Here is a 17,405-nt window from a genome sequence, read left to right as displayed (position 1 = left end):
TCGACATGATCGGCCAGCTCCGACGCTCTACGCGTCCTGGACTGAGCTGGCCGCCCCGCCCTCGGCGGCCAGGCGCGCTCGGACGTCTTCGACCTGGTGGGCCTGCACACCCAGTTCGAGCGGCCCTCGATCGGTCACCACATCGATGATGTGCAGGGCTGGATTCACCGACAGCACCTGCCGCTTCGAAGGTCGACGCTCCGACGGGGCACCAACCTCCTCGATGACGTAGTCGACGGCTTCGCCTGTCATGAAGCGGATCTGCGCCTTGTAGGCGTGGAAGCGCATGCGTCCGTGAGCCGCGTCGATGTACCCGTGGCGCCACCTGGTCTCTCCCGTTGGCCGAAGTGCGATCTCCAGCCGCTGGCCGAATGCCCTGCGTCCGAGGAGCAACCCGACTGCCACGGATCCCACCACGGCGACCACCGCGACCCCAGCGGCGATGAGCAGCGCAATCGGTGGTGCCCCGTCTGCGATGGAGAGCTGCACGACGATCAGGACCACGAGCCCGAGCACCAACCCGAGTGCTGGGCCGACCAGGCGAACGCCTTGTCCGCGGATCAACGGCGGCTTCTCACTCACAGATCTCTCCCTGGTAGCGGCGCAGAGCGCGTCCGAGGAACCTAGCGCGGCGTCCTGCACGTCGGACACGTGCAGCGCGCCCACGACCGGCATCCGAACGATCTGCTTGCCTCGAGCCACAGACCAGGGAGAACGGCACGCGCGTCGCTCGGCCTACGCTCATCGGATGAGTCCGCTTCTTCCCGGTTCGCGTGGAACGCAGCCCTGCCCGAACTGCGGCGCTCAGGTCGCCCAATCCGACCGGTATCCCGAGTACCTGTGCCACGACTGCGAGGATCGCGCAGTCGATGCGAACGGCGCACGCGTGGCTGGATCGAACGCATCGTTCGGCGGCGGGTTCGTGCTGCACTGGCCGAACGGCGAGCGCGAACCGCTCCCCTGCATCTCGGCGCGGGTGTGGGTCGATGGACGCGAGTGGGACTACTCCGAGGCACGATTCGGCGGAGTGCTGATCACGCCAGTGCGGAAGCGCTGACCGACGTGACGTGTGTGGAGCTCCCCGCTGCAGGCAGCGCAGCGCAGTCGAGTGGGCATGGCGCCTCGTGTGGCTCGCGCACATCGGATGCGTGGCTGCGATGCTGTGGTTCGGCACGATCGCCGACTTCGGAGACCTCGACTACCCGGAAGAGCGCGCGATGCGACCGGTGATCCCCTGCCTTCCATCGGCGGCACCGGTCGTCGCGGCCGTCGGTGCACTCGGCGTCCGCGCTCACGATCGCTCAGCCTCACGGCCAGCATCGAGCAGTGAGCTCACGACCTAGGTCGACGTCCCCGAGATCCAACCGTCGCAGGCACGCCACTCCCCCGGGTGCCGCAGCATCGTTCGCACCTTGCATCTCCCGGATCCCGCGTGTCCACGCCGGTCGACGGCACGAGTCGAGCAGCACACCGAGACTCCGTGCCACTGTTGCGACCGAAGCGAGAAGGAGGTCCCGGCGTGAGGCTGCTGCTCATCACCGCCGGTTCGCGAGGCGATGTCGAACCCTTCGTCGCGCTCGCGCGAGCTGCCGTCGCTGCCGGTCACGAGGTGCGGGTCGCTGCACCCGACAACGCGGGCGTGGCTGCGGACGGCCTCGACGTCGCCAGTCTCGGCGTCGACTTCACGGCGATGATCGAGGATCACGGGGTCTCGCTCGCGGCTGCGCTGCGCACCTACCGCACGAGGGTGCAGCCGATCATGCGAGGCGTGATCGTCGGTGCTGCGCAGGCGGCGCTCGCATTCCGACCGGACGTGATCGTCGCGCACCCGAAGATCCTGTCGGCACCGCTCATCGCCCGCGCGCTGCAGATCCCCCACATCCTGGTCGAGATGGTCCCGGCCGTCACGCCGACGCGAGCGTTCCCCGCCGCAGGCACGATCACGACCGGATTCGCACCGATCAACCGGCTCACCTACCGTGCCGCGTCGAGCGCCGCATCGATGTTCTCGGACGCGCTCGACGAAGCCGCACGCATGCTCGGCACGCGGCGCAGCCGGCCCATGCCACCACCGGCCGCGACGTTGCTGCCCATCAGCCCTGCGCTGCTCGAGCGGCCGGACGACTGGCCAGCGCAGGTGCATCTCACCGGAGCCTGGACGATGCGCGACGAGACGGCCGAGCTCGAGCCGGATCTGGCGGCGTTCGTCGCCGGTGGGCCGTTCGTCTACGCCGGATTCGGGTCGATGGCGCTCGGCGATGCCACTGCGCGCGGTCGAGCCCTCGTCGAGGCAGCACGCGCCCACGAGCGACGCCTTCTCGTCGCCACGGGGCTCGGCGGCATCGGGATCGCGCCTGACCTGCGTGGCGACGACGTCTTCGTGTCGCGCTCCGTGCCGCACCACCTCGTGCTGCCGCACGCAGACGCCGCCGTCCACCACGGAGGCATCGGCACGGTGCAGGCGGCGACGCGAGCGGGGACCGTGTCGATCATCGTCCCGTTCATCGCCGACCAGCCGTTCTGGGGTGCGATGCTGCACCGTCGCGGACTCACGCCCTCGCCCATCCGGCAGCGGCGATTGACGAGCACACGGCTCATGGCAGCCCTCGACGACGTGCCCGCGCACAGGACGCAGGTCGCGGCAGCCGCCGAGCGGATGCAGCACGAGGACGGCACGGCGACCGCGCTGGATGTCGTCGCGTCGCTGTAGCGGCTCGCCGGCCGCCGCTCAGACCGCTTCTCGGTCGCGAGTGATCCCCGTCGCAGTCAGCTCCCAGGCGACGCGTGCCGGCTGATGATGCTGTTCGGCGTGTTCGAGACGTGCACCGCAGGCAACGAGGGCCCGTCATCGGTGACGCGTCGGTAGCCGAGCGCGGCGAGCACGACGCCCACGGGCACGAGCAGCAGCAGCACGATGACGAGCGCCAGCTCGGCACCCGATCCGGCCGTGCCGAGGAAGAACACGCTCGCTGGGTCGAGCTCGGTCCCGCGCACCGCCTCGGCGGTCGCGCCGATGCGCGAGCCCAGGACGGCGAGTGCGGCGAGCGTCGCCAGGATGCCGACGACGAGCATCGCGATGCCCACGGCCATGTGCCGGCGCCGACCGGGCACCGGGTCGCCGTGGCGGCCGGAGCCGTCGATCGTGCGCTCCACGGCCAACGCGGCCGCGTCGGGAGCGGTTCGCTGGATCCCGATTTCGGTGGGCTTGCCGGCCATGAGCACTCCTTCGTCGGTTCCTCCACCCTATGACCGTTCCCTGGGTACACCGTGGGCTTTTCTTCGGGGGGTCAAGCGGTGAGCACTGGCGTCGCAGCCACGCCCGTCGGAGCCGGAGCGACGACCTCGAGCCGGTCGACGTCCATCTCGAGACGGAGCTGCTTCATCCCGCAGCAGGACTCGCGCGAGCGGCGACCGGGGTTCGCTGGAGTCATGCCCCTCACGACCTCCGATGGCTCGCGCCCTCGCACGACCACAGCGCAGCGGTGGGGACTCGTCGACGCGCTGCGCGGCTTCGCGCTCTTCGGCATCCTCCTCGTCAACGTGCCCGACATCACCCGGCTCGGCGGGGATCTGCCACCAGGCCCGTCCGACCCGAGCGTGCTGCAGACCGTGCTCGACTTCGCCGTGCAGACGCGATTCGTGCCCGTGTTCGCCTTCCTCTTCGGCATGAGCATGCGCTTCGTGATCGACAGCGCTCACCGCCGCGGCACTCGACCGCTCTGGCCGCTCGTGCTCCGCCTCGGCGCGCTCTTGGCCATCGGCATCGTCCACGGACTCCTCTACCCGGGCGAGATCCTGCGCGAGTACGCGATCGGAGGGCTGCTCGTGCTCCCGGCGATCCTGCTCCTTCCTCGGTGGGTCACGCTGTGCGCCGGGATCACGCTCACCGTCGCCGCGTACGCGGTCACCGGTGGAGGCATCACCACGCTGCCCGGTCTCCTGCTCGCCGGCGCCGGTGCGGCCGCGCATGGGCTACCGCGCATCCTCAACGAAGGCAGGCGACCGGTCTGGGTCGTCTTCGGCGTCGCGGCGGCGCTCGCGATCCCGGCGCTGTGGTGGCAGAGCACCGAGCCGGGCGATCCGCGCTTCACGACCGCGGGAGGCGTCGCAGGTCTCATCGTCGCCGTCGCCTACGTCACCGCCTTCGCGCTGCTCTGGCAGACGCCGGTGCGACGAGCGCTCGCCGGAGCGTTCGAGCCGCTGGGCAGGATGGCGCTCAGCAACTACGTCGGAGCAACCGCCGTGCTCGCCGTCGCTGCGCTGGTCGTCGACTTCCGGGTGGTCGACGACCTCGCCGCCGTCTGCGCAGGTGCTGTCGTGCTCATCGCGACGCAATCCCTGCTCAGCAGGCTGTGGCTGACGCGCTTCAGGTACGGCCCGATCGAGTGGGCGTGGAGGATGGCGACCTGGCGCTCACGGGTGCCGCTGCTCCTCCCGGTCGAGCCCGCGAGGAATGCGCGCTCGAACGGTGCCGCGCCCGGGTGACGGTGGATGGCGCACGATGCGTGCGCGGCGCTGCTGCATGCGACGCTCACCGCGTCGAGCGCATCGCGCCTCCACCGACCAGCGCACGTCGCCGATCTGCACGTCCTCGACCGTGTCCTGGTCGCCAGCGAACGGCAGGTACCCGGAGACGGTCTCGCGAAGCGCCTGAGAGGCGGCCGAGGTCGGTCGCCTGGCGATGCCCTAGACGACTGGCCGCTCGGCGACGACGAACAGGAAGCAGAGGAAGGCGCTGCGCTCCCCCGTCGCGATGCGCGGTGGCAGCAGCGCTGCCGGAGTCTCGGACGAGGGCGCGGGCTCGTCGAGCACGCGAAGTAGTCATCACCGGGTGCGTTCACCAGGCGGGCGGAGGGATGGTTGACGCTCGCCACGAGACGCCCGCCGGGCTTGAGCACTCGGCGGATCTCTCGCAGCGGCGCGTCCCAATCCTCGAGGTAGTGCAGCACGAGGGATGCGACGACGTCGTCGAAGCTCTCGTCGCCGTAGGGCAGCGGCTGCGCCAGGTCGTGGACGGTCAGCGGCACCGCCTCCCCCAGTCGACGACGCGCGAGCCGGATCATGGCAGGGCTGCCGTCGAAGCCGACGACGTCGGCACCACGTGCGACGAGGGCCGCAGCCAGGGGCCCGGAGCCGCATCCCGCGTCGAGGATCCGCCGACCCCGCACGTCGCCGAGCAGGTCGACGACCGCGGGCCGCTCGTAGTGGGCGTTCAGCAGGCTCGTGGCGTTCTCGGCCTCGTAGGCGTTCGCGAAGTGGTCGTAGGCGTCGGCGCGCATCGCGGCTCCTCGGTCGTGTCGGTCGGCGTCGGTGGTGGCGCTGGTCGAGCCGCGTTCAGAACCGCTCCGGCGGGGTGCGCTCGCCGGCGCGGAACGCCGCGACGCCCTTCGAGAAGCCGACCGCGGAGGTCTGGAAGAGCACGGTGCGATCGGCGCCGACGAAGATCGTGGCGCCACCGCGCATCGGCTGCATGACCGCGATCCCGTCGTCGAACGGCACCACCCTGAGCGGCTCGTCCGGCGTTCGCCCCGTCGCGGCGGCGATGCGTCGGAACAACGCCTCGCCGAACGCTGCAAGGGTCTCCAGCTCGGCAGGCAGCGTCGCGCGCTCGACCACCACCGGCCTCGGTGCAGGCGGCTCGCCGGGGGCGAGAGGACTCGGGTCCGACTCGGCCATCGCATGGTCTCCTCGCGTCGTCGACGCGCCCGCCGGACTCGTCGCGGCACGACGCTACCGTGGCGCCCTGCGCCAGGTGTATGGTTCAGCGCATGCTGACCTATGAGGGTTCGACGACGCGGACCGCCGTCGAGGTGCTCGTGCGCCTGGGGCGCGCGATGGGCGACGCGACACGTGCGCGCATCCTGCTGGCGATCGTCGACGAGCCGCAGTACCCCGCCGAGCTCGCCGTAGCGCTCGGACTCACCCGGCCGAACGTGTCGAACCATCTCGCGTGCCTGCGCGGCTGCGGCCTCGTCGTCGCCGAGCCGCAGGGACGTCGCACGCGCTACGCCCTCGCCGATCGGCACCTCGGGGTGGCGATCGCCGCGCTCGCCGCGACCGTGCTGGCGGTCGACGCGGGCACCACGTGCGACGACCCCGACTGCCTGCAGCGCGGGTGCTGCGCGTGACGGTCGTGCACCCTGCGCCCACGACGCGGCGCCGCACCCTCGAGCGACGCGTGCGCATCGTCGTGGCCATCACCATCGCGTGGAACGTCGTGGAGGCGATCGTCGCCCTCTCGGCGGGTGCCGTCGCCTCGTCGTCCGCGCTCATCGGCTTCGGCCTCGACTCCATCGTCGAGGTGCTCTCGGCGGCCGCGGTGGCCTGGCAGTTCTCGGGGCGCGATCCGAAGCGTCGCGAGCGGATCGCGCTGCGCGTCATCGCGATCGCCTTCTTCGCCCTCGCTGCCTACGTCGGTGGCGATGCGGCGCTCGCGCTCGCCATGCGGGAACGCCCGGATCCGAGCCCGGTCGGCATCGCGATCGCCGCGCTCAGCCTCACCGTCATGCCCGTCCTCAGCTGGTTCGAGCGCCGCACCGGGCGAGAGCTCGGATCGGCCACGGCCATCGCCGACTCCAAGCAGACGCTGCTGTGCACGTACCTGTCCGCCGCGCTGCTCGTCGGACTGGCTGCCAACGCGATGCTGGGCTGGTGGTGGGCGGATGCGGTCGCGGCACTCGTCATCGCGATGGTCGCTGCGCGTGAGGGTGTGCTGGCGTGGCGTGGCGAGGGGTGCTGCGCACCGGGAGCGCGCGCGCACGACCGGGAGCCGCACGGCCACGACGAGGTCGAGCAGCCTGCAGCGCCCTGCGCGTGCTGCGCGTCCTGACGCCGCATCCGCCGACGATGCGGCGCGGAGCACGCTTGCATCTCGCTCGAGACGCATGCGAGCGTGGAGGGGTGGAGGGGAAGGTCATGCTGGGGCAGCGCGCACGCACGGCGGAGGGGTCGACCGAGCGGGCGCCACGGCCGACGCACCGCATCCTGCTGCCCCTCGCGGTCGTGCTCGTCGGCGGCTACCTGCTGCTGGGCACCGCGAGCCTCGGACGCGGCATCGGCGGCATCTCCTCCGACGGCTCGTGGCTCGACGCCGCCGGTCAGCCGACGACCGAGCCACCGACGGATCTGTCGCTCGTGCTGTCGCCGTCGCCGCTGGTCGCAGTGCTCATCGTCGCCCTGCTGGGTGCTGCCTGGGCAGCTCGTGAGGCGCGCGCGCCGCGCTGGGTGAGCCCTGCCGCTGCTGGCGTCGCGACGCTCGTGCCGGTGGCGGCCTTCGCCGCGAACTGGGCGTGGATCCGCTCGTTCCCCGACGACTGGCGGGTCGGCGTGCCCGTGGAGAGTCCGTGGTGGGCCGTGCTCACGGTGACCGTCGACACGCTGCCGTGACGGCGCCGCGACATCGGCCCACGCTCGGACGCCTGCGCTAGCCTGCCCGCATGCATCGGAGCTCACGGACGGCGTTCCGCATCCTCGCGGGCATGTTCGCCGGGCTCACGGTGCTGCTGCTCGTGACGGGGTTCGACTCGTGGTGGTTCCCGCTGCCGATGGTCGCGACCTTCGCGTTCCTCGGCATCGTGCGTCTCGGCCCCGACCTCGACGACGATGAGGCCGACCCCGAGCGCTCGCGCGCCTGACGCAGGCGTCGGCGTGCGGCAGCTGCCGCGCGCCGACGCCTGGGCGCCGTCAGGCCCGCGCGGTGCGGGTGCGTGCTGCGACGACGATCCCGTCGACGACGACGAAGGCGACGAGCGTCCAGCCGACGAGCGGCAGCAGGAACCCGACCGCCACGCCGACAGCGCCGACGGCGAGCAGGCCCCACCACGGCGCCGCGGCGAGCGCCCCGGCCTCCGCGGGCGAGCCCGGTCGGTGCGCGTACGGGCTGCGCGTCCACCATATGCGGTAGCCGAGCACGACGAGCGCGGCGATGCCGAGCGCCACCACCGCCATCGCGATCTGGTTCACGAGGCCGAACATCTGGCCCATGTGGATGTCGATGCCCCACCTGGCGAGCTTCGCGACGACGCCGTAGTCGGCGAAGTCGACCCGTGAGACGACCTCGAGCGTCGCGCCGTCGACCGCGACGGCGTCGACCTCCGTGGGGTACCAGCGCTGGATCTCCTGCACGACCCACGCCTGCCCGTCCTGCGCAGGAGGCCGGATCTCGACCGCGCCGACGTTCACGTTCACGCCCTGCGCGACGGCGAGGACGTCGTCGAACAGCGCCGGATCGGCGACGGCGGCAGCAGCCCCGGCCCCGTGTCCGCCGTGCGCCGCGTGCGGATCCGCCGAGGCCGATCCCCCGGCGAGCGCGGTGTCGAGCGACGGCGTCGTCCAACCCAGCGCAGCGCGCAGATCGGTCACGTTGGTGCCCGCGTGCTGCGACCAGGTGATGCCGGTCGCCGAGAGGAAGAGCGCGCCGATCGCGACCCAGATGCCGATGGATGCGTGCCACGACAGCAGGCGCCTGCCACCACGCGCACGCACCTCGGGCCGCACGAGCTCGCGTCGCCTTCGTCCCGTGCGCCACCGCACGATCCACAACCCGAGCCCCGCGAGCACCACGATGCCCAACCAGCTCGCTGCGAGCTCCGAGTACAGACGCCCCACGTCGCCGAGGCCGAGGCCACGATGGAAGTGGTCGATCGCAGTCCGCAGCGGCAGCGCGCCGCTCGTGCCGTACACGGTCATGTCGCCGCGCACCTCGCCGGTGACGGGATCGACGAAGATCGCACGAGACTCGCTCTCCTGCAGACCGTCGTCGGCGAAGAGCACGCGCGTCGTGTCGCCGCTGCCTGGCGCCGGCCGCACCGCCGACAGCTGCGCGCCGTCGCCGACCGTCGCCTGCGCGACCGCCACCTGCTGGGCGAGCGGCAGCTGCACGCCCTCGCCTGTCGCCGTGAGCGCGTCGGCGTAGAGCACGCGCTCCACGGTGGGTGCCACGGCGTAGGCGGCGCCCGAGAGCGCGGCGACGAGGATGAAGGGGCCCACGAGGATGCCCGCGAGCCAGTGCAGCCTGCGCAGCAGCTGCGGCACCCATGGCGCGCGGGACTCGCGCGGCGGGAGCACCGTGCGCTCCTCGATCGACGCGGTCATCGCCTCGCCGCCTGCCTGCGCAGCGCGATCGTGGCGAGCGCTGCTGCCGCGACGGCCGCGACGAGCGCCGCTGCCGCGAGCGGCCCCTCCGTGGCGTCGGGCGCCGCAGCCTCGGCCTCCGCGGCAGGTGCTGCGACCGTGAGGGTTGGCGCTGGGAGGTCCGCGTCGGCCTCGAGGCCCGTCCAGGAGAGCTCGCCGACCTCGCACGACTGCACCGTCGGGAATGCGAGCACGGTGCCGGCAGCGACGTCGTCGGGCAGGGAGACGTCGACGACGAGCGTGTCGCGCACGTCGGAGGGCAGCGGCGTCTGCGCCGTGAACGTCATGCTGCGGTCGGGGGCGACGAGGTCGTGCTCGATCGTCCAGCCTGCGTTGGCGATCGGCGTGACGGCCGACACCTCGTCGGGGATCGCGATCGTGACGCTCGTCGTCGGTGCGGCGTCGCAGCCGTGCTCGATCGTGAACGCGAGGGTGGAGGCGGTGCCCGGTGCGGTGCTCGTGGCGTCGACGCTCACGTGCGCGGACGCCGCGGTGGGGGCTGCGAGCGCGAGCAGCACGGCGGCGACGCCGATGCTCGCGCCCGCGACGGTGCGGGGTGTGGACATGGTGGATGCTCCTGTGGTGCGCCCGCATGCGGGCGCGGTCGTGACGATGACGGCGCCGCGATGGGTCGCCGAGGAGTCGCCGCACGAAGCGGCGTCGAGCCCCGTCGATCGGGGCTCGAGCGTCAGACGTGCAAGAGCGGCGGGCCGCGGCGGACGCCCGGCGATGCGAGCTCCGACGAGGCAGGGAGCACCGCACGGCGCTCCCTGGCGATCGCTGCGGGGCGCGAGGTGCCCAACGGCGCGTCGAGGGTCTCGAGGCGCGCGATGCGGTCGCCGAGGACCACGGCGAGGAGCGCCGCGACGATCCGTGCCCCGAGCACGAGGGCGACGAGCGTGAGGGCGCCGGCGACGACGTGCGCGAGCACCATGTCGCCGTGCTCGTGCGCAGCAGCCTGCACCGCCGTCGTCGTCAGCGCCGCGATGGCATGGTGTGCGTGGCCGCCTGCCTCGTCGGCCGATGCGACGGGCTGCGGCAGCGAGAAGAGCATGTGCTGCACGACCTGCGCCACTGCGACGGCGACGATGCGTCGCGGCGTCGTCGCCGCGGCGCCGAGCACCGGCGCCAGGAGCAGGAGGGTCGTCAGCCCGGCCGCAGCGAGGAGGATCGGCGTCGGCGCCGCTCCCCCGGCGAACGAGTGCGCGCATCCGGTGACGACGGTGGTGAGGACCGTGACGAGCAGTGCATGCGCCAGCGCGCGACGACGCCGATCGAGCCGCGCGCCGACGACGGCATCGCGCGACTCGGACATGCGTCGAGCCTAGCCGCGACGAGCGACGCGCGACGCCCGTGCCGCTCGCCGGACGTCGTCGTGTGGACGGTGCGCGTGGACGTGGTCGGCGACCCATATGCTGAGCACACCTCACTTCTGGAAGGGCGTCGCATCGTGCGCATCCGCGTCGCAACGCGCGCCGAGGCGCGCGCCTGCGCCCGCGTCGTCGCAGCAGCACTGCTGCGCGACCCCGTCGGCGTGCGCGTCCTGCCTGCGCGCCGCTGCAGGCTGCGACGTCTCACGACCCTCTACGAGGCAGAGCTGCGGGCGGGTGCCTTCGACCAGGGCGTCGTGGAGGTCGCGGTCGTCGACGAGCGCATCGTCGGCGTCGCGGCGTGGGAGCCGCCGGGCACGCGTCGCCGGCGACGCGCGGTGCTCGGCCAGACGCTGCGCTACGTGTGGGCCGTCGGCCCCGCCCTCGCGGCCACGTCGGTGCGTGCCATGCGTCGTCGCCGACGCGCTCGACCCGCCGCATCGCACTGGCTGCTGGCCGAGATCGCCGTGGCCGAGTCGTCGCGCGGCCAGGGCATCGGCGCGGCGCTGCTGCGCAGCAGGCTCGACGCAGGCTCCGGCGCGGTCTACCTCGAGGCGACGACCCCCGAGAGCCGTCGACTCTACGAGCGCTTCGACTTCCGCGCGCAGACGATGATCGACATCGCACCCGGCGGCTACCCGATCGGCATGTGGCGCCCGCAGCCAGAAGGCGGTGCGGAGGCGTAGGGGTCGCGTGGAACGCGGCTCACGCCGTGCGTCTGGGGCCGGGAGTCCGACGCGGGGCGCGGCGCGGCTGCTGCGTGGCACCTGCGGCGTAGACGAGTCGCGTGACCCGGTACCGATGCCCCCGCCACGGCTCGAGGAACGCGAGCAGCTCGGCGTCGTCGAAGGCACGGCCCGCGAGCGTGCACCCGACGTCGCGTGCGAGGTGCACGTCGCCCACCGACACGGCATCGGCGTCGCCCAGCACGCGCTGGCGCACCTCGGCCGACGTCCACGGCCCGACGCCGGGAAGCGTCAGCAGCACGCGATCGACCTCCTCCATGGGACGCGCGTCGTCGACGAGCCGCTGCAGGCTCCGCTCACGCGCCGCGACCCATCGGATCGCGGCGGCGCGGCGCATGTCGACGCCGAACGCACGCCAGTCCCCCTGCCCCACGCCCAACCATGCCGGGCCGTCCGGCAGCATGCGCATGCCGCGCGGTGCCGGATGCGGTGCGGGCGCTCCCAGATGCTGCACGAGTCGCGTCCACGATGCGAGCGCCACCGCGTACTCGACGCGCTGCTCGAGGATCGCGCCGACGAGTCCGTGCAGCATGTCGCCGCTGCCCACGATGCGCATGCCCGCGTGCCGGCGGTGCGCAGCGGCGAGGAACGGATGCACGGGCACGAACGCGCTCGGATCGTCGGCGTCGCCCAGCAGCCACGGCGCACGCGAGACGACGGCGTCGGCGCCCGCGCCCCAGGCGAGGCAGCGCAGCGCGGTCCCTCGCGCGTCGAGTCGGGCGACCGCGGCGCCGTCGGCGGTGCGGATGGTGCGCCACACCGCCCCATCCGCGGTGCGTCGCTGCGTGGGATCGAAGCGGCCCTGCTGCGCCCTGCCGAGCGTGCGCACGAGGTCCGTGGGATGGCGCGGCGTCCACTCCACGCTCGCGTCCGCTGTCGGCAGCGTCGCGGCGGCGTCGAGGGCAGGCATCGCATTCGAGGCTACGACGCACCACCGTCGTGCGCACCCGACCGCATCGAACCGCGATGATCGGGTGCGAGCGCGCAGACGCGACGACCATCGACGACGAAGGAGGCCCCCCGTGATCGCCACGCTCAACCGCATCGTCGACATCGTCGAGCGACGGCTCGCCGACGAGATCGGCACCGACGGCATCGACGTCGACGCCATCGCCGGCGCGCTCGGCACGACCGGCCACCACGTGCGGCGCATGTTCTCGTCGCTCGCGGGCATGCCGTTCGCGACCTACGTACGACGTCGCCGCATGACGCTCGCCGCCGCCGACCTCATCGGCGACGACGACCTGCTCGGCATCGCCATGCGGCACGGCTACGGCTCGACGGAGGCGTTCAACCGCGCGTTCCGATCGGTGCACGGCGTCGCTCCCGCCGACGTGCGGCGCGACGGCGGCCCCCTTCGCTCGCAACCGCAGCTCAGGTTCCGCCTGACCGTCGAAGGGAACGCATCCATGGACGTCCGCATCGCCAACCGCCCGGCATTCCGGCTCGTCGGGCACGCCGCGCGCGTGCCGCTCATCCACCACGGCATCAACCCGCACATCCAGGCCCACGTCGCCGCGATCCCGCAGCAGGAGCACGCGCGGCTGCAGGCGCTCGGCAGCACCGAGCCGAGCGGGCTGCTGCAGGTGAGCGCAGACGTCGACCCCGACGGCGAGGAGGGCACCGACCTCACCTACCTCCACGGTGTCGCAGTGGAGGTCGACGCACCCACCGACGAGCACCTCGACGCGATCGAGGTCCCGCCTGGCGAGTGGGCGGTGTTCCGCACCGAGGGCCCCCACCCCGACGCGCTGCAGGCCGTGTGGGCAGCCACCGCGACGGAGTGGTTCCCGTCGAACCCGTGGCGACTGCGCCCAGGGCCATCGATCGTCGCGATCCTCGAGCGCGCAGCCGACTTCAGCACCGCGACGTGCGAGCTGTGGCTGCCGGTCGAGCGCGCCTAGCCCGTCGCCACGGCTCGAGGAGTCGGGCTGCCCACGCGGGTGGAACGGCTGGACGACGCCGAGAGCGCTCTCGACACCGGTCGCCGCGCCCGACGTCAGTCGGGCGTGACCGTGCCGAGGAACCGGGTCGCGACGATCTCGAGCACGACGCGCTGCGGGTTCTCCCGCGGCGCGCGGTACCGCGCCGAGTAGCGCGCGACGGCGTCGGCGACACGGACCGGGTCGCCGGACACCGTGGCCGTGCCCTCGATCGTGCTCCACCACCTGCCCTCGACCTGCGATACGGCGACGCGCGTGCCGGGCCGGGCGCGCAGCATCCGCGCCTTGACGCTGTCGCCGGAGGCGATGATGCGCACGAGCCCAGCCTCGGCGTCCCACGTCGCGCCCACGGGCACCTGGTGGATCGAACCGTCACGTCTGGGGGTCGCGAGCATGCACAGGCGCCGCTCGGTCCAGAACGCGGCGAAGGACTCGGGCTGCTCCATGCCTTCATCGTCGCAGCGTCTCGGCCCGATCGTGCACGCGGGGCGTCGGCGGCACCGGCGACGGTCGGCCTGCGTTCGACGCGATCGCAGCCGCACCGAACGACGTCCCGTGCCAGCCACCGCGCTCCTGCATCGCGGCCGAGCACCGTGTGGCGCGCATCGGGGCACCGCCTGGTCGCGCGCACATGTGCCCGGGCTAGGCTGCCCGCACGCACGGTCGCGAGGAGGCACCGATGGGCACGACGTCCACGCTGGAGCAGCAGGTCGATCCCGAGGACGTCGGCGTCTCGTCGCGGCATCTCGAGCATCTCGACGAGCTGCAGCGCCGCAATCTCGCCGACGACGCCTACCAGGGCTCCGTCATGGTCATGGCCAGGCACGGCAAGGTCTGCTACGCCAAGGCGTTCGGCAAGGCCGACGAGGGCGTGCCGATGGAGCTCGACTCCATCTTCCGCTTCGCCTCCATGTCGAAGACGGTCGCGGCGGCGTGCGTCCTGCAGCTGTTCGAGCGCGGGCTCATCGGCCTGCACGACCCCGTCGCGCAGTGGCTGCCCGAGCTCGCGGATCCTCGCGTCGCCGTCGTCGAGGACTGGGGCGTCACGCGGCTCGCGAGCGCCGAGCGACCCATCACCGTGCATCATCTGCTGACGATGACGGCCGGCTACACCAACACGTGGTGGCATCGCCTGTTCGAGCCCTCCGTCTACGGCGTCGTGCCCCAGCTGCTCAAGGATGCGGGCGTCATCGACACGTTCGAGGCCCCGGCGACGAATCTCGCGGAGGTCCTCGAGCGACTCGCGACCGTGCCGCTCATCGCGCAGCCCGGGGCGATGTTCGACTACTCCAACAACTCCGTCAACGTGCTCGCCAGGCTCGTGGAGGTCGTGTCGGGCCTCGACTTCGACACCTACCAGCGTCGCAACGTCCTCGAGCCGCTCGGCATGGCCGAGACGTGGTTCTTCGTGCCGGAGTCCGAGCAGCACCGACTCGCTGCGGTGTACTGGGCGGGGCGAGACGAACGGCAGCTCGAGGATGCTCCGCTGGGGGCCGGGCTGCTCGGCCCCGAGTACTCCTTCAGCCCGCATCGGACCATGTTCAGCGGCGCCGGGGGCCTGCACGGCACGACCGCCGACTACCTGCGCTTCGCGCAGATGCTGCTGAACGGCGGCGAGCTCGACGGCGTCCGCGTGCTCTCCCCCGCCTCGGTGCGGCTCATGACGACCAACCAGATCGGCGACAAGACGAACTGGCAGCTCACGCAGAACAAGTGGGGCTACATGGTCGACATCCAGGAGGGCGAGAACGCCCCTGCGGGGTCGCAGCACTTCCTGGGTGCGCCTGGCGCCTACTCCTGGCAGGGCTTCTTCTCGACGAAGTTCGTCGTGAACCCTCGTGCCGACACGGTGCTGCTCACGATGTCGACCCCGGGGTTCGACGGCGCGCTGCCGCACAACCTGCGACTCGTCGCCACGGCGAACGCCGCAGTCGTCGACTGACGCTGCCTCCGCCGACTCGACGCGACGACGTGTCGGCGGCGGCTGCGAGGATGGCACGCATGCGATATCAGTTCGACGCCGAGCTGTACCGCTGGACGGCCAGGCGCGAGCTGTGGACGTTCGTCGACGTGCCCGCCGAGGCCGCCGCGGAGATCCGCGAGGTCGCAGGCTCGCTGGCGGGTGGCTTCGGCTCGTTCCGCGTCGACGCGACCATCGGACGCACGCGGTTCCGCACGTCGATCTTCCCAGGCGGAGAGGGCGTGTACGTGCTTCCCGTGAAGCGCTCCGTGCGCGAGGCGGAGGGCCTCCGGCTCGGCCAGCGCGTCGCCGGGGTCGCGATCGAGCTCGTCGACCTCTGACGCGCCGCCCACCTGACGACCACGGAGCACGCATGATCGAGCAGCCGCGCTTCACCCCACCGAGCGGTCCCGTGATCGGATGGGTCGACGGCGACGTCGTGCGGGCCACGGGCATCCCGTACGCGACGGCCGGGCGCTTCGAGGAGCCACGGCCCGTCGTCGATGAGACGGAGCCGCGCTCGGCGACCACGCCGGCACCTGCCTGCCCGCAGCCGCCATCGCCCCACCTCGAGCGGGTCGTCGGCAGCCCGACGGGCGGGCTGCCGCAGCGAGAGGACTGCCAGCGGCTCTCGATCACGATGCCCGCCGACGTCGACGTCGACGAGCGGCTGCCCGTCATGGTGTGGGTGCACGGAGGCTCGTACGTGTCGGGCGCAGGCGACGCGCCGCTCTACGACGCGCGATCCCTCGTCGTCGAGCAGCGCGTCGTCGCCGTGACGGTGACCTATCGGCTCGGCGTGCTGGCCTTCCGCGGCGTCGACGCAGCGCCCGCCAACCTCGGTCTCCTCGACCTGCTCGCGGCGCTCGCGTGGCTGCAGCGCAACGTCGCCGCGTTCGGCGGCGACCCCGCCCGCGTCACCGCCTACGGCCAGTCGGCGGGCGGCGACGCGATCGCGCACCTCATGGCCGTGCCGGGCGCCGAACGGCTCATGGCGCGCGCCATCGTGCAGAGCGCTCCGTTCGGGCTGCGCGAGGGACGTGCGCGCATGTCGGCTGCGATGCTCGACGCCGCGCGGCGGATCCCGATCGATGCGCCCGTGGAGGCGGTCGTGGCGGCGCAGGCCGGCGTGCAGGCGGCAGCGAATCGCTCTCGCTCGGGGCTGCGCGCCGGCATGGCGTTCGGCGTGCACGACGGCACGCACCCGCTGCCGCGCGGGTCGCAGCTCGACGCCGCGTGGGACGCCGTCGCGCCGAGCATCGACGTGCTCGTCGGCCGAACGGCGCAGGAGGCGATGCTCTTCCTGCAGCTCGTGCCGCCGCTGCGGGCCGTGCAGCGCGTGCCGATCGTCGGCAGGGCGATCGTCGACGCGCTCGAACGTGCGCTGACGCGCCGCGTCTACGGCGCGCCGGCCGACGTGTGGGCACGTCGCCATCGCGACGCAGGGGGCATCGCGCACCGTTACGTGCTGTCGTGGTCGGCGCGGGGCAACCGGTTCGGGTCAGCCCACGCGATCGATCTGCCGTTCCTCTTCGGCGATCGCGGCACGTGGCAGGGTGCGGCCGTGCTCGAGGGTGCGGACTGGGACGAGCTCGACGCGGGCGCGCGCGAGGTGCGCAGGATCTGGGCGGCGTTCGCCCGAGGCGACGAGCTGCCGCGTCGCGGCGTCATCCCAGGCGTGCTCGTGCACGAACGGGTCTGACGCCCGACTCCCTGTGCACCTCGCGCTCGCGGGCGCGGGGCTCGTGCGCTCAGTCGCCGTGGTTGATGAGGCCGAGCCACTGCCCGAACGGTGCCTCGACGGCCTCGTCGGGCCAGCGTGCCTGCGTGTCGCCATCGCTGTCGCGGTCGGGCATGGGTCGCTCCCCTCTCGGCGCCGTGCGCGCCTCGGTCGGAGGTCGCTGCGGGCGCGGTGCGCGACGGTGGTCCCGGCGCGCACCTTCAGCATGCGCCTCGTGGCGCCGTGGCAGGCGTCCTCGGCGAGGAAAGTTCCGAGGAAGTTGCCAGGAGCGAGCAGGATCGCCTTCCGTGACCCCTCTGAACGCCGTCGAACCGCCTCGAACGCACCCTGACGGCAGGTCGCGTGGATCTTCGAGGCGAGTCAGCCGATGCGCAGCCGGATGGACACGCGGTCGCCGAGCGCGACGTGCTCCGCCCGACGCACGGCGTCCTTGAGCGGCACGAGGTAGCCGTCGTCGCGCGGGAACAGCGACGTCGTGAACTCGGTGTCGCCCACCCGCCCGCGCACGGGGAT

Annotated in this window: 22 protein-coding genes and 1 pseudogene; 12 read left to right on the top strand and 11 right to left on the bottom strand. The window is 72.5% G+C overall.

Features of this window, described 5'->3' with window-relative positions:
• Window positions 1-27: 27 nt before the first annotated feature.
• The gene (locus ACZ6H8_RS06515; protein ID WP_464145653.1) at window positions 28-666 is read right to left on the bottom strand and encodes a hypothetical protein; all 639 of its coding nucleotides are present in this window, start codon (window positions 664-666) and stop codon (window positions 28-30) included.
• Window positions 667-748: 82 nt separating this feature from the next.
• Here ACZ6H8_RS06515 and ACZ6H8_RS06510 point away from each other — a divergent pair, with 82 nt between their 5' ends.
• Both ACZ6H8_RS06510 and ACZ6H8_RS06505 read left to right on the top strand, forming a co-directional pair.
• A complete protein-coding gene (locus ACZ6H8_RS06510; protein WP_464145651.1) occupies window positions 749-1,057 on the top strand; it encodes a hypothetical protein in 309 nt (102 codons plus the stop codon).
• A gap of 462 nt (window positions 1,058-1,519) precedes the next feature.
• Complete coding sequence (locus tag ACZ6H8_RS06505; RefSeq protein WP_464145649.1) at window positions 1,520-2,710, top strand: glycosyltransferase; 1,191 nt, start codon at window positions 1,520-1,522, stop codon at window positions 2,708-2,710.
• A gap of 56 nt (window positions 2,711-2,766) precedes the next feature.
• On the opposite strand, the gene ACZ6H8_RS06500 is transcribed toward ACZ6H8_RS06505, so the two are convergent.
• Window positions 2,767-3,216: a hypothetical protein gene (locus ACZ6H8_RS06500; RefSeq protein ID WP_464145647.1), complete on the bottom strand. Its 450-nt coding sequence runs from the start codon at window positions 3,214-3,216 to the stop codon at window positions 2,767-2,769.
• Window positions 3,217-3,429: 213 nt separating this feature from the next.
• Here ACZ6H8_RS06500 and ACZ6H8_RS06495 point away from each other — a divergent pair, with 213 nt between their 5' ends.
• Window positions 3,430-4,485 carry a DUF418 domain-containing protein gene (locus tag ACZ6H8_RS06495; protein WP_464145645.1) on the top strand — a complete coding sequence of 352 codons (1,056 nt, stop codon included), beginning with the start codon at window positions 3,430-3,432 and terminating at the stop codon, window positions 4,483-4,485.
• A gap of 201 nt (window positions 4,486-4,686) precedes the next feature.
• Here ACZ6H8_RS06495 and ACZ6H8_RS06490 read toward each other — a convergent pair whose 3' ends face one another.
• From ACZ6H8_RS06490 to ACZ6H8_RS06480, 3 genes and pseudogenes are all read right to left on the bottom strand, one after another.
• Window positions 4,687-4,812: a hypothetical protein gene (locus tag ACZ6H8_RS06490; protein ID WP_464145743.1), complete on the bottom strand. Its 126-nt coding sequence runs from the start codon at window positions 4,810-4,812 to the stop codon at window positions 4,687-4,689.
• Between the two features lie 98 nt (window positions 4,813-4,910).
• A pseudogene (locus tag ACZ6H8_RS06485) lies at window positions 4,911-5,279 on the bottom strand (class I SAM-dependent methyltransferase); the annotation flags it as partial.
• A 55-nt stretch (window positions 5,280-5,334) separates the two neighbouring features.
• Window positions 5,335-5,676, bottom strand: a complete 342-nt coding sequence (locus ACZ6H8_RS06480; RefSeq protein ID WP_464145644.1) for a hypothetical protein — start codon at window positions 5,674-5,676, stop codon at window positions 5,335-5,337.
• A gap of 92 nt (window positions 5,677-5,768) precedes the next feature.
• Here ACZ6H8_RS06480 and ACZ6H8_RS06475 point away from each other — a divergent pair, with 92 nt between their 5' ends.
• The 4 genes from ACZ6H8_RS06475 (at window position 5,769) to ACZ6H8_RS06460 (ending at window position 7,634) form a co-directional block, all read left to right on the top strand.
• Window positions 5,769-6,128, top strand: a complete 360-nt coding sequence (locus tag ACZ6H8_RS06475; RefSeq protein WP_464145642.1) for an ArsR/SmtB family transcription factor — start codon at window positions 5,769-5,771, stop codon at window positions 6,126-6,128.
• Window positions 6,125-6,829: a cation efflux transmembrane domain-containing protein gene (locus tag ACZ6H8_RS06470; RefSeq protein WP_464145640.1), complete on the top strand. Its 705-nt coding sequence runs from the start codon at window positions 6,125-6,127 to the stop codon at window positions 6,827-6,829. The genes ACZ6H8_RS06475 and ACZ6H8_RS06470 overlap by 4 nt, the downstream gene beginning before the upstream one ends.
• Window positions 6,830-6,900: 71 nt before the next feature.
• On the top strand, window positions 6,901-7,386 hold the full coding sequence (locus ACZ6H8_RS06465) for a hypothetical protein (RefSeq protein WP_464145638.1): 486 nt from the start codon (window positions 6,901-6,903) through the stop codon (window positions 7,384-7,386).
• Between the two features lie 50 nt (window positions 7,387-7,436).
• Window positions 7,437-7,634 carry a hypothetical protein gene (locus ACZ6H8_RS06460; protein ID WP_464145636.1) on the top strand — a complete coding sequence of 66 codons (198 nt, stop codon included), beginning with the start codon at window positions 7,437-7,439 and terminating at the stop codon, window positions 7,632-7,634.
• A gap of 49 nt (window positions 7,635-7,683) precedes the next feature.
• Here ACZ6H8_RS06460 and ACZ6H8_RS06455 read toward each other — a convergent pair whose 3' ends face one another.
• The 3 genes from ACZ6H8_RS06455 to ACZ6H8_RS06445 all read right to left on the bottom strand — a co-directional run bounded on the left by ACZ6H8_RS06455 (window position 7,684) and on the right by ACZ6H8_RS06445 (window position 10,447).
• Complete coding sequence (locus ACZ6H8_RS06455; protein ID WP_464145634.1) at window positions 7,684-9,093, bottom strand: PepSY-associated TM helix domain-containing protein; 1,410 nt, start codon at window positions 9,091-9,093, stop codon at window positions 7,684-7,686.
• Window positions 9,090-9,698 carry a DUF1775 domain-containing protein gene (locus tag ACZ6H8_RS06450; protein WP_464145632.1) on the bottom strand — a complete coding sequence of 203 codons (609 nt, stop codon included), beginning with the start codon at window positions 9,696-9,698 and terminating at the stop codon, window positions 9,090-9,092. Before ACZ6H8_RS06450 ends, ACZ6H8_RS06455 begins: the two co-directional genes overlap by 4 nt.
• A gap of 122 nt (window positions 9,699-9,820) precedes the next feature.
• Window positions 9,821-10,447, bottom strand: coding sequence for a hypothetical protein (locus tag ACZ6H8_RS06445; protein WP_464145631.1), 627 nt, complete (start codon window positions 10,445-10,447; stop codon window positions 9,821-9,823).
• A 135-nt stretch (window positions 10,448-10,582) separates the two neighbouring features.
• Between ACZ6H8_RS06445 and ACZ6H8_RS06440 the strand changes: the two genes are divergently transcribed.
• Entirely contained in the window at window positions 10,583-11,188 is a 606-nt protein-coding gene (locus tag ACZ6H8_RS06440) for a GNAT family N-acetyltransferase (protein ID WP_464145629.1), read from the top strand.
• Between the two features lie 19 nt (window positions 11,189-11,207).
• Here the strand turns inward: ACZ6H8_RS06440 and ACZ6H8_RS06435 are convergent, their stop codons facing one another.
• Window positions 11,208-12,158 (bottom strand): DNA-3-methyladenine glycosylase family protein, encoded by a 951-nt coding sequence (locus ACZ6H8_RS06435; RefSeq protein WP_464145627.1) that lies wholly within the window; start codon window positions 12,156-12,158, stop codon window positions 11,208-11,210.
• A 112-nt stretch (window positions 12,159-12,270) separates the two neighbouring features.
• Here ACZ6H8_RS06435 and ACZ6H8_RS06430 point away from each other — a divergent pair, with 112 nt between their 5' ends.
• Window positions 12,271-13,152 carry an AraC family transcriptional regulator gene (locus ACZ6H8_RS06430; protein WP_464145625.1) on the top strand — a complete coding sequence of 294 codons (882 nt, stop codon included), beginning with the start codon at window positions 12,271-12,273 and terminating at the stop codon, window positions 13,150-13,152.
• Window positions 13,153-13,247: 95 nt separating this feature from the next.
• On the opposite strand, the gene ACZ6H8_RS06425 is transcribed toward ACZ6H8_RS06430, so the two are convergent.
• Window positions 13,248-13,637 carry a pyridoxamine 5'-phosphate oxidase family protein gene (locus ACZ6H8_RS06425; RefSeq protein WP_464145623.1) on the bottom strand — a complete coding sequence of 130 codons (390 nt, stop codon included), beginning with the start codon at window positions 13,635-13,637 and terminating at the stop codon, window positions 13,248-13,250.
• A gap of 233 nt (window positions 13,638-13,870) precedes the next feature.
• Between ACZ6H8_RS06425 and ACZ6H8_RS06420 the strand changes: the two genes are divergently transcribed.
• From ACZ6H8_RS06420 to ACZ6H8_RS06410, 3 genes are read left to right on the top strand one after another with little or no spacing between them, the layout of a single operon-like run.
• A complete protein-coding gene (locus ACZ6H8_RS06420; RefSeq protein WP_464145621.1) occupies window positions 13,871-15,133 on the top strand; it encodes a serine hydrolase domain-containing protein in 1,263 nt (420 codons plus the stop codon).
• A 59-nt stretch (window positions 15,134-15,192) separates the two neighbouring features.
• A complete protein-coding gene (locus ACZ6H8_RS06415; RefSeq protein WP_464145619.1) occupies window positions 15,193-15,492 on the top strand; it encodes a DUF1905 domain-containing protein in 300 nt (99 codons plus the stop codon).
• 32 nt (window positions 15,493-15,524) lie between these two features.
• Window positions 15,525-16,853, top strand: a complete 1,329-nt coding sequence (locus ACZ6H8_RS06410) for a carboxylesterase family protein (protein WP_464145617.1) — start codon at window positions 15,525-15,527, stop codon at window positions 16,851-16,853.
• Between the two features lie 399 nt (window positions 16,854-17,252).
• Here the strand turns inward: ACZ6H8_RS06410 and ACZ6H8_RS06405 are convergent, their stop codons facing one another.
• Entirely contained in the window at window positions 17,253-17,399 is a 147-nt protein-coding gene (locus ACZ6H8_RS06405) for a DUF1905 domain-containing protein (RefSeq protein WP_464145739.1), read from the bottom strand.
• Between the last annotated feature and the right edge of the window lie 6 nt (window positions 17,400-17,405).

It is taken from the genome of Agrococcus sp. AC640b, assembly GCF_979255995.1.
This window is presented reverse-complemented; position numbering and strand designations above follow the sequence as displayed.

What these genes read in the sequence shown, in the direction of transcription:
- ACZ6H8_RS06410 (WP_464145617.1), top strand. Translation starts at nt 15,525, where the DNA reads ATGATCGAGCAGCCGCGCTTCACCCCACCGAGCGGTCCCGTGATCGGA.
- ACZ6H8_RS06510 (WP_464145651.1), top strand. Translation starts at nt 749, where the DNA reads ATGAGTCCGCTTCTTCCCGGTTCGCGTGGAACGCAGCCCTGCCCGAAC.
- ACZ6H8_RS06460 (WP_464145636.1), top strand. Translation starts at nt 7,437, where the DNA reads ATGCATCGGAGCTCACGGACGGCGTTCCGCATCCTCGCGGGCATGTTC.
- ACZ6H8_RS06475 (WP_464145642.1), top strand. Translation starts at nt 5,769, where the DNA reads ATGCTGACCTATGAGGGTTCGACGACGCGGACCGCCGTCGAGGTGCTC.
- ACZ6H8_RS06425 (WP_464145623.1), bottom strand. Translation starts at nt 13,637, where the DNA reads ATGGAGCAGCCCGAGTCCTTCGCCGCGTTCTGGACCGAGCGGCGCCTG.
- ACZ6H8_RS06445 (WP_464145631.1), bottom strand. Translation starts at nt 10,447, where the DNA reads ATGTCCGAGTCGCGCGATGCCGTCGTCGGCGCGCGGCTCGATCGGCGT.
- ACZ6H8_RS06455 (WP_464145634.1), bottom strand. Translation starts at nt 9,093, where the DNA reads ATGACCGCGTCGATCGAGGAGCGCACGGTGCTCCCGCCGCGCGAGTCC.
- ACZ6H8_RS06435 (WP_464145627.1), bottom strand. Translation starts at nt 12,158, where the DNA reads ATGCCTGCCCTCGACGCCGCCGCGACGCTGCCGACAGCGGACGCGAGC.
- ACZ6H8_RS06450 (WP_464145632.1), bottom strand. Translation starts at nt 9,698, where the DNA reads ATGTCCACACCCCGCACCGTCGCGGGCGCGAGCATCGGCGTCGCCGCC.
- ACZ6H8_RS06420 (WP_464145621.1), top strand. Translation starts at nt 13,871, where the DNA reads ATGGGCACGACGTCCACGCTGGAGCAGCAGGTCGATCCCGAGGACGTC.
- ACZ6H8_RS06495 (WP_464145645.1), top strand. Translation starts at nt 3,430, where the DNA reads ATGCCCCTCACGACCTCCGATGGCTCGCGCCCTCGCACGACCACAGCG.
- ACZ6H8_RS06480 (WP_464145644.1), bottom strand. Translation starts at nt 5,676, where the DNA reads ATGGCCGAGTCGGACCCGAGTCCTCTCGCCCCCGGCGAGCCGCCTGCA.
- ACZ6H8_RS06415 (WP_464145619.1), top strand. Translation starts at nt 15,193, where the DNA reads ATGCGATATCAGTTCGACGCCGAGCTGTACCGCTGGACGGCCAGGCGC.
- ACZ6H8_RS06500 (WP_464145647.1), bottom strand. Translation starts at nt 3,216, where the DNA reads ATGGCCGGCAAGCCCACCGAAATCGGGATCCAGCGAACCGCTCCCGAC.